Annotated in this window: 8 protein-coding genes and 2 tRNA genes; 9 read left to right on the forward strand and 1 reads right to left on the reverse strand. The window is 42.6% G+C overall.

Going from position 1 to position 9,528, the window contains the following annotated elements; all coding sequences use genetic code 11:
* Positions 1 to 1,605 (forward strand): HYR-like domain-containing protein (locus G564_RS19655; RefSeq protein WP_037374300.1); only part of this gene is annotated, 1,605 nt, incomplete at its 5' end.
* A 339-nt stretch (positions 1,606 to 1,944) separates the two neighbouring features.
* Here G564_RS19655 and G564_RS0118080 read toward each other — a convergent pair.
* A complete protein-coding gene (locus G564_RS0118080) occupies positions 1,945 to 3,087 on the reverse strand; it encodes an acyl-CoA dehydrogenase (RefSeq protein WP_029038890.1) in 1,143 nt (380 codons plus the stop codon).
* A 90-nt stretch (positions 3,088 to 3,177) separates the two neighbouring features.
* Here G564_RS0118080 and G564_RS0118085 point away from each other — a divergent pair, with 90 nt between their 5' ends.
* From G564_RS0118085 to G564_RS0118120, 8 genes are all read left to right on the forward strand, one after another.
* Entirely contained in the window at positions 3,178 to 4,233 is a 1,056-nt protein-coding gene (locus tag G564_RS0118085; protein WP_029038891.1) for an anhydro-N-acetylmuramic acid kinase, read from the forward strand.
* Between the two features lie 99 nt (positions 4,234 to 4,332).
* Positions 4,333 to 5,559 (forward strand): Glu/Leu/Phe/Val dehydrogenase dimerization domain-containing protein, encoded by a 1,227-nt coding sequence (locus G564_RS0118090; RefSeq protein WP_029038892.1) that lies wholly within the window; start codon positions 4,333 to 4,335, stop codon positions 5,557 to 5,559.
* 256 nt (positions 5,560 to 5,815) lie between these two features.
* Complete coding sequence (locus tag G564_RS0118095) at positions 5,816 to 6,517, forward strand: MotA/TolQ/ExbB proton channel family protein (protein WP_029038893.1); 702 nt, start codon at positions 5,816 to 5,818, stop codon at positions 6,515 to 6,517.
* 1 nt (position 6,518) lies between these two features.
* Positions 6,519 to 6,911 carry an ExbD/TolR family protein gene (locus tag G564_RS0118100; protein WP_029038894.1) on the forward strand — a complete coding sequence of 131 codons (393 nt, stop codon included), beginning with the start codon at positions 6,519 to 6,521 and terminating at the stop codon, positions 6,909 to 6,911.
* 72 nt (positions 6,912 to 6,983) lie between these two features.
* A complete protein-coding gene (locus G564_RS0118105; protein ID WP_029038895.1) occupies positions 6,984 to 7,802 on the forward strand; it encodes a hypothetical protein in 819 nt (272 codons plus the stop codon).
* Between the two features lie 31 nt (positions 7,803 to 7,833).
* Complete coding sequence (locus tag G564_RS0118110) at positions 7,834 to 9,024, forward strand: bifunctional folylpolyglutamate synthase/dihydrofolate synthase (protein ID WP_084625682.1); 1,191 nt, start codon at positions 7,834 to 7,836, stop codon at positions 9,022 to 9,024.
* Between the two features lie 104 nt (positions 9,025 to 9,128).
* Positions 9,129 to 9,203: transfer RNA gene (locus tag G564_RS0118115), tRNA-Val, on the forward strand.
* A gap of 47 nt (positions 9,204 to 9,250) precedes the next feature.
* Positions 9,251 to 9,325 (forward strand) — tRNA-Val (locus G564_RS0118120).
* The last annotated feature ends 203 nt before the right edge of the window (positions 9,326 to 9,528 follow it).

The raw sequence follows: 9,528 nt of genomic DNA on the forward strand, positions 1-9,528 counted from the left end.
ACAGATTGCGAAGGCAATACTGCCGACTGGTCTTATGTTTACACTATCGAATACGAAGCATTCACTATTGATGATATGGATGGATCTGAAACTGTAGCCTGTGAGGCAGATGCCGACGGTGTTGGTATTACACTTCCAACAGTTATGGATAACTGTGGCAATACTTTAACTGCAGGTACTCCTGTGGTGGTTGATGCTCCGGATCCGCTTACCTGTGAAGGAACCCGTACGTATACCTGGACATTTACAGATTGTGAAGGCAATACTGCCGACTGGTCTTATGTGTACACTATCGAGTACGAAGATTTCACAATGCCAGGGAACGAAAGTTCTAATGTGGAATGTCTTGCTGATGCTACAGAACCCACCCCTCCGCTTGTGGATGATAACTGTGGAAATGCACTAACGCCCACAGGGCCTGTAGAAGGAGGTGATTTTGATGGTTGTAAGGGTACGAAAACTTACACCTGGACTTATGCAGATTGTGAAGGCAATGAACATGATTGGGTATACACCTATCACATTGAAGACACAACAGATCCTGTTATTGTCTTAGGCGAATATCCTGAAACCGTATGCGAAACAGAAGTTCCTGCAAGTCTTACGGCTACCTGGACAGACAACTGTGCAGCGGGAGGTGAGTTGACAGCTTATCCTGTGCCAGTAGGGGGAGATGATTGTTCTCAAACCTATGAGTACACTTTTACAGCAATGGATGACTGTGGTAATACTGCACAGGAAGTGGTAACTATTATAAAAGAGTGGGAGCTTGTTGACAACTGCGAAACCATCTATGGATATAACGCAGATGCAAGTACCTGCTTCTCTGACTATGGATTCAAGCGTTGGGGTTGGACAAACTCTATCTCTGAAGGAGAAAGTTTTGACCTTACACTTTATGCCGGAGCAGCACAATGCATAACTGGTAAAGGTACTCCAACGGGTACTGCAACGGTGACCTATGAGGACGGCTACATTACCGTTGAGTATAATCTCATGGAAAATTATGTGCTTAATGAAGCTCACGTGTATATTGGCTGTGACCCTGTTCCAAGCATGAAAAATGGTAAAGGAACAGTTGCTCCGGGACAATATAATTTTAATCCCGACTTAGGTGGCGGAGTGCAGAATTATACTGTTGGTCCTATTGAGGCCACCGGTGACCTTTATGTCATAGTACATGGAGTAGCCTGTGAGATCATTTGTGAATGTACCGTTAGCGGAATAATTGATGGAGATGAAGGAGGCCAGTCCTTTAGCGGAGCACAGGTGCTTTGCGGAGATGCAAGTGCAGATGCTGAGCTTAGTGCTACCAATAAAAAGGAGACTAAGGCTCAGGTTGCTTCAGACGTGAAAACCTTCCCGGTTCCATTTAAAGAAACCGTGAACGTGGAATATGATTTTGAATATACTTCAGATGTTCAGATCGAAATATTCAATATGCGAGGAAACCACTTAAGGACCTACAATGACAAAAATGTCACCAAAGGTTCTGTGACCAGTCTTCAGGTTGACTTTGCACTTAAGGCAAATCAAATATATATCCTGAAGGTAACTACCGATAGAGAAACTTTTGTAAAACAAATAGTCTCTTCTAAAAAGTAGAGAATAGAATTAATTTAAAAATGAAAAGCAGCCGGCAACGGCTGCTTTTCTTAATTTAGAAGGTTTTATCGTCAAGCAGAACTTGTTTCAGCTTCTTTTAAGATCCTGAAATGAATTCAGGATGACGGTCTGTTCCTTTTGTCAAGCTGAACTTGTTTCAGCTTTTATAGATCCTGAATTGAATTCAGGATGACGGTTTGTTTTCTTTTGTCAAGCTGGACTTGTTTCAGCTTCTGTAGATCCTGAAATCAATTCAGGATGACGTTCTGTTTTCTTTTGTCAAGCTGGACTTGTTTCAGCTTCTTAATGATCCTGAAATGAATTCAGGATGACCTGAAATTAATCTCTCAGGATACTTCTTGAAATGACGATCTTCTGGATCTCAGAAGTCCCTTCATAGATCTGCGTGATCTTTGCATCTCTCATAAGACGCTCAACGTGGTATTCTTTTACATATCCATTTCCTCCATGCACCTGTACAGCTTCAATGGTAACGTCCATCGCAGTCTTGGAAGCAAATAATTTTGCCATTGCCCCGCTCAGGTCATAATTTTCTCCATTGTCCTTATCACAGGCAGCTTTCATCACCAGGTGACGGGCAGCTTCAATGGAAGTGTGCATGTCGGCCAGCTTAAAGGCAATTGCCTGGTGGTTCATGATCTCTGTTCCAAAAGCTTTACGCACTTTTGAATATTCCCTGGCCAGTTCATAAGCTCCTGCCGCAATTCCCAAAGCCTGGGCAGCAATTCCTATACGTCCTCCCGAAAGTGTTTTCATGGCGAATTTAAATCCAAAACCATCTTCCCCGATCCTGTTCTCTTTTGGAACCTTCACGTCATTGAAATTAAGAGAATGGGTATCACTACCGCGGATTCCAAGTTTCTGCTCTTTTGGTCCGATCTCGAAACCTTCCATTCCTTTTTCCACAATAAAGGCGTTTATTCCCTTATGTTTTTTCTCTTTATGTGTTTGTGCAATCACTATGTAGTAATCGGCAGTACTTCCGTTCGTGATCCAGTTCTTGGTTCCGTTCAGCAAGTAGTGGTCATCTTTTTCAATGGCCGTAGTTCTTTGTGAAGTGGCATCACTTCCGGCTTCAGGTTCAGAAAGACAAAAAGCCCCTATAGATTCTCCTGTAGCCAGTTTAGTAAGATATTTTTGTTTTTGCTCCTCGTTTCCGAATTTCTCCAAACCCCAGCACACCAAAGAATTATTAACAGACATCACCACAGAAGCCGAAGCGTCAATTTTAGAGATCTCCTCCATTGCCAGCACATAAGCCACAGTGTCCATTCCGCCCCCGCCATACTCCGGAGAGACCATCATGCCTAGGAAGCCTAGTTCCCCCATTTTTTTGATCTGTTCCTTCGGAAATTCCTGTTTCTCGTCTCTTTCAATGACTCCTGCTAACAATTCGTTCTTTGCAAAATCACGAGCTGCATCGCGGATCATTATATGTTCTTCGGTTAACTTAAAATCCATTCGGTGTAAAGTTTAGAAATGTTCAATTTTGGTTGCCAAAGATACCGTTTTACATGCATTTTTTCAATCGTTATAGCTAAATTTACGTTTATGAAGCAAAATAGCTATAACGTTATAGGAGTTATGTCGGGGACATCTCTGGATGGGATCGATCTTACATATGTAAAACTCGAATTTTCAGGAAATTGGCATTACAGGATTTTAGCTGCTGAAACTGTTCCGTATTCTGTCGAATGGCAGCAGAAGCTAAAGGAAGCAGTTACCTACGATAAGGCACAACTGGAGCAGTTAAACTATGCCTACACCAATTATTTAGCCGAAGTCATTTCAAAATTCCTTTCCGAAAATGACATTTTTGAGCCCGATGCTGTTTGTAGTCATGGACACACTGTAAAGCATGAACCGGAAAATGGCTACACTTTACAAATTGGGAATCTGCCGCAACTTGCAAACCTCATGAAGCATAGGGTAGTGTGTGATTTTAGAGTAAAGGATGTAAAACTGGGAGGGCAGGGCGCACCTCTGGTACCCATTGGAGATGAACTTCTTTTCTCGGAATATGATTATTGTCTGAATCTTGGAGGATTTGCCAATGTTTCTACTTCCGTAAATCACAAACGGATCGCATATGACATTTGTGCCGTAAATACTGTCCTCAACTGGCTGGCAGGAAAACTTTCCCTTGCATATGATGAAAACGGAGAGATTGCAGCTTCAGGTGAACTGGACCGGGGTCTTCTTGAAAGGCTTGAAAAAATTTCGTTTTACGACCTGAAGCCACCAAAATCCCTGGGGATCGAGTGGGTGAATGAGCAGGTTTTTCCTCTTTTTAGAGGAAAACTGGATATAGCTTCAGCTTTACATACCTATGTGGAACACATTGGTCGACAAATTGGCAACAATCTGGGTAAAGGAAAGGTGCTGGTTACCGGCGGCGGTGCTTTCAACTCTTTTCTGATCCAAAAGATCCGCCAGCATACTTCTGCAGAACTCATTATTCCCTCTCCCGAAATCGTCAATTATAAAGAGGCGCTGATTTTTGCTTTTTTGGGAGTGCTAAAACTGGAGGGTAAAGTAAATGTACTTAGTTCGGTAACGGGGGCTTCAAAAGATCATAGTTCGGGAGTTATTTATGAACCACGGTAGAACAAAAAATCAAAAAATCCTGGTATTCATAAAATATTACTTCATTTCCTACATCTGATTATTAGTTTTTTATATTTGTGCAGCAATTTTTAAATTATCATGAAAGAATTACTCGATTTATATCAGGATAAAGCTCCTGAAATTGTTTTTAACTGGAAAGATCCTGAAACCGATGCCGAAGGTTGGGCCGTAATTAATTCTCTTCGCGGTGGTGCAGCAGGAGGGGGCACCAGGATGAGAAAAGGCCTTGATATGAATGAGGTGCTTTCCCTTGCTAAAACAATGGAAGTGAAATTTACAGTTTCCGGTCCTGCCATTGGTGGCGCGAAATCGGGAATTAATTTCGATCCCAATGATCCGCGTAAAAAAGGAGTGTTGGAACGCTGGTTCAAAGCCGTGTCTCCTTTACTAAAGAATTATTATGGAACCGGGGGAGACCTCAATGTAGATGAAATTCATGAAGTGATACCAATTACCGAGGATTCCGGAGTATGGCATCCGCAGGAAGGAGTTTTTAACGGTCATTTTAAGCCAACAGAAGCCGATAAGATCAATCGCATTGGCCAGTTGCGCCAGGGCGTGATCAAGGTGCTGGAAAATCCGAAATTTTCACCCGATGTTTCCCGAAAATATACGGTGGCCGATATGATCACCGGTTATGGAGTGGCCGAAGCTGTTCGCCACTACTATGATATTTACGGCGGAAATGTGCAGGGAAAGAGAGCTATTGTGCAGGGCTTTGGAAATGTAGGTTCTGCTGCAGCTTACTACCTGGCCCAGATGGGAGCCAAAGTCGTGGGAATCATCGACCGGGTTGGGGGAGTGATCAATGAAGAAGGATTCAGCTTTGATGAGATAAGGGAACTCTTCCTTAACAAAGAAGGGAACACCCTTAAAAGTGAAAATATGATCTCTTTTGAGGAGATCAACGAGCGTATCTGGTCCCTGGAAGCCGAAATCTTTGCACCCTGTGCAGCTTCGAGATTGATCACCCGGGAACAGGTGGATAAAATGGTCGATGCAGGGCTGGAAGTTATTTCCAGTGGTGCGAATGTTCCTTTTGCCGATACGGAAATCTTCTTTGGTCCCATTATGGAATATACAGATGAACGCCTGAGTTTACTTCCCGATTTTATCGCGAACTGCGGAATGGCAAGAGTTTTTGCTTATTTCATGGAGCGCAGGGTTCAAATGACAGATGAAGCTATTTTTAATGATACTTCTATCACCATTAGGAATGCTATTCAAAACACCTTTAATAACAACAGTAAGAAAACCAACATTAGTAAAACTGCTTTTGAGGTGGCACTGAAGAAATTAGTATAATCATTTTATGATATCTTGTTTCATATCAGCACCTTAGGGTGCTGTTTTGAGTTAAAACAGATTTTATTAAAAATTCTGTGTTATCCCTAAATTGTTGCACCTTTGAGTCGGGATAACTAATAAACTTAGAGATTAAATTCCGGGCTCCCGGCACATCCAGAATTTAATGTGGAGGGAAGGTTGGAAAAAATTAAAGGCTGTTTATCTTTACAATTAAAATACGATTCACACGTTACATAAAAAACCCAATACACAAATGCTAAACTTTTTTCAGGAAGATGGTCTTGCCCAGGCAGCACAGGAGGCAGAACCGGTAGTAGAGGAAAAAACCCTCTCTTTGTTTGATCTGTTCCTAAGCGGCGGAGTTGGAGGACAGGTGATCATTCTGATCCTTTTCATTCTACTTTTTGCTGCCATCTATATTTATTTTGAAAGGCTTTTCGCTATTAAAGCAGCTTCAGAGACGGACTCTAATTTTATGCACCAGATCAAAGACAGTGTTTTAAATGGTAATATAGAATCTGCACGTATACGTTGTGCGCAGGCAAATTCCCCGGTGGCCCGCTTAACGGCAAAAGGTCTGGATAGAATAGGCAGTCCGCTGGAGGATATTAACACTGCGATTGAGAATGCAGGACGTCTTGAGGTATACAAGCTTGAAAAAAATGTCAGTGTACTGGCAACCATTGCCGGTGCCGCACCTATGATAGGATTCCTCGGAACCGTAATTGGAATGGTTATCGCTTTTCACGAACTTGCTACCAGTAGCGGACAAGCAGAAATGGGAGCTCTGGCCGAAGGTATTTACACAGCAATGACCACCACCGTTGCAGGTTTGATAGTAGGTATTATTGCTTACATTGGGTATAATCACCTCGTGGTGAAAACAGATAAGGTAGTACACCAAATGGAAGCTACTGCTGTAGATTTCCTTGACCTTCTAAACGAACCGGCATAATATGAACTTAAGAGGAAGAAATAAGATCAGTCCCGAATTCAGTATGAGTTCCATGACTGATATTGTATTCCTGCTGTTGATCTTTTTTATGCTCACCTCACCGGCAATTACGCCCGAAGCTCTTGATCTTATTCTACCAAAGGCAAAAGGCAAGACCACGACCAAGCAAAATGTTGCGGTGAGTATTACGAAAGACCTGCAGGTTTATATAGATAAGGAAAGAGTTAGTAACAGCGCCCTGGAAGCCCGACTTAAAGAAGCTTTGGCCGGCGTTGAAGATCCTACTATTATTTTAAGAGCCGAAGAGGGAGTTCCTATTGAAAGGGCGGTAGATGTTATGGACATCGCCAACAGGAACCGATATAAAATCGTTCTGGCTGTTAAACCGGAATAATTTTCACAATTCAGCCTTGAAAGCTCATTTGTGGAACCAAGTTTGCTGAAGATAATTTAGAAAAAAACAGAGGTGAAGTACCTGGAAACAGAACATGAAAGAAAATCAATGGCGATAACGGTGGTACTCCACGTATTGCTCATCCTTCTATTGTTGTTTTTTGGATTCACTTATCTTGACCCTCCTCCTGAGAATGGAATAGCCATAAACTTCGGGACTTCCGAGGTTGGTTCAGGTGACGAGCAGCCTTTGGAGCCCGTAAAATCTGCTCCGCAGACAACCAGCACGCCTGTTACTCCGGTAGAAACGAATATTCGGGAAGAAGTAGTGACCCAGGATGTCATTGAAGCGCCGGTTGTGGAGAAGAAGAAAGAGGAGAAGGTTGTTCAGAAGGTAGAGGAGCCGGTAAAGAAAAAAGAAGAGCCAGCCAAAAAGCCAGATCCGCAGCCGTCTAAATCAACCACCGATGCTTTAAGCAGTATTCTCAATGGTCCCGTTAGTGACGGGCAGGCGAGAGGCGGGGAAGGTAACGACGAAGCCGCAGGAGATAAGGGAAGTCCCGATGGAGATCCAAATGCCAAATCCTATTATGGTACCGGAATGGGACTTGACGGGGACGGCAATTACCGCCTTGGCGGAAGAAAAGCACTTAATAAAGAAAAATTTGTTCAGGATTGTAATGAAGCCGGAATTGTAGTGGTGCAGATCGAAGTAGATCGCAGCGGTAGAGTTACCCGGGCAATCCCCGGAGTAAAGGGAACCACCAATAATGCAACCTGTCTTACAGATCCTGCCAGGAGAGCGGCTTTAGCCACACGCTTTAACAGCGATTCCGATGCACCTGCAAAACAGGTAGGAACAATTATCTATAACTTCAAACTTACCGAATAACTTGATTTCTTATTCAGAAACTGTTGAATGGATGTTTCAACAGTTACCTATGTATCAGCAGGTGGGAAGCAAAGCCTATAAAGTAGATCTTTCGAATATCAATAAACTGGTACAGCATTTAAAGAACCCTCATCAGCAATTCAAAACTATACATGTCGCCGGTACTAACGGTAAGGGATCTGTTTCCCATATGTTGGCATCTGTGCTGCAGGAGGCTGGCTACAAGGTGGGCTTATATACCTCTCCTCACTTAAAGGATTTCAGAGAACGCATAAGGATCAACGGTGGGATGATCCCGGAAGATACTGTTACTGCTTTTATCAGAAACAATAAAAATTTCTTTGAGCAGGAAAATCTTTCTTTCTTTGAAATGACTGTAGGTATGGCTTTTCAGTTCTTTGCTGAAGAAGAGGTAGATATTGCTGTTGTCGAAGTGGGTCTCGGCGGAAGACTGGATTCTACAAATATTATTTCTCCTGAAGTTTCTGTGATTACGAATATAGGCTTTGATCACATGGCTATTCTGGGTAATACGCTGCCGGAAATAGCTGCGGAAAAAGGTGGGATAATTAAACCGGAAATTCCTGTTGTTATTGGAGAATATCAGGAGGAGACCTTTCCGGTGTTTAAAAAATTAGCTGAAGCTAATAAGGCTCCTCTGCATTTAGCTGAAGATTTCTCCGGAAGAAAATTAACCTCCGATCTTAAGGGACATTATCAAAAAAAGAATATTCGAACTGTTTCTACGGCTATTCATGTTCTGAAAAATAATGGTTGGAATATAAATCCTGAAGCAGAAGAAAAAGGTCTTCAAAATGTCATTTTCAACACAGGTCTCCGTGGCAGATGGGAAATATTAGGGGAATCTCCAAAGATCATTTGTGACACTGCACATAATAAAGAGGGTCTGGTGTACGCCCTGAAACAATTGCAGGAGGAGGAATATGATCAACTACACCTGGTGATAGGGGTAGTAAACGATAAAGATCTTGATGCTGTGTTGCCATTATATCCAAAATCTGCAAAATATTATTTTTCAAAACCTAATGTTCCCCGCGGTCAGGAGGCGGAGATCCTTCAAAAAAAGGCAGGTGAAAATGGCCTTTTTGGAGAGGCATTTAATTCAGTTTCTGAAGCTTATGAAGCCGCGATTTCACAAGCTTCAGAAAGGGATGTGATCTACGTTGGGGGCAGCACTTTTACGGTGGCAGAAATAATTTGAATTTTTTGAAATTATTCTTTGCATAATTGAAATTGTGGTCTATATTTGCATCCGCATTCGGAGAGATACATGCTTCAAGAATGCAGACGTTCAAATAAATATTAGGGCAATTAGCTCAGTTGGTTCAGAGCACCTCGTTTACACCGAGGGGGTCGGGGGTTCGAATCCCTCATTGCCCACAGAATATCAGGCTTCCTCCAGGAGGCCTTTTTTGATTAAAGTCAAAGGGTGATTAGCTCAGCTGGTTCAGAGCACTACCTCGACAAGGTAGGGGTCACTGGTTCGAACCCAGTATCACCCACAAAGTGGAAATTTCAATTTCCAAAAAACAAATTCCAAATTGTAAAAAAACCTCACAGGTATCAAAGACTTTTGAGGTTTTTTATTTCTGATAAATTTGTGGGTCGGGAGTTCCCCCGAAGCCTCGGGGCTCATTGCCCACAGAATATCAGGCTTCCTCCAGGAGGCCTTTTTTGATTAAAGTCAAAGGGTGATTAGCTCAGC

The sequence above is a fragment of the Salinimicrobium xinjiangense DSM 19287 genome (genome assembly GCF_000423585.1).
Classification (GTDB): domain Bacteria; phylum Bacteroidota; class Bacteroidia; order Flavobacteriales; family Flavobacteriaceae; genus Salinimicrobium; species Salinimicrobium xinjiangense.

Coding starts and splice junctions, on each gene's coding strand:
- G564_RS0118080 (WP_029038890.1), bottom strand. CDS start 3,087: ATGGATTTTAAGTTAACCGAAGAACATATAATGATCCGCGATGCAGCT.
- G564_RS0118090 (WP_029038892.1), top strand. CDS start 4,333: ATGAAAGAATTACTCGATTTATATCAGGATAAAGCTCCTGAAATTGTT.
- G564_RS0118100 (WP_029038894.1), top strand. CDS start 6,519: ATGAACTTAAGAGGAAGAAATAAGATCAGTCCCGAATTCAGTATGAGT.
- G564_RS0118085 (WP_029038891.1), top strand. CDS start 3,178: ATGAAGCAAAATAGCTATAACGTTATAGGAGTTATGTCGGGGACATCT.
- G564_RS0118095 (WP_029038893.1), top strand. CDS start 5,816: ATGCTAAACTTTTTTCAGGAAGATGGTCTTGCCCAGGCAGCACAGGAG.
- G564_RS0118110 (WP_084625682.1), top strand. CDS start 7,834: ATGTTTCAACAGTTACCTATGTATCAGCAGGTGGGAAGCAAAGCCTAT.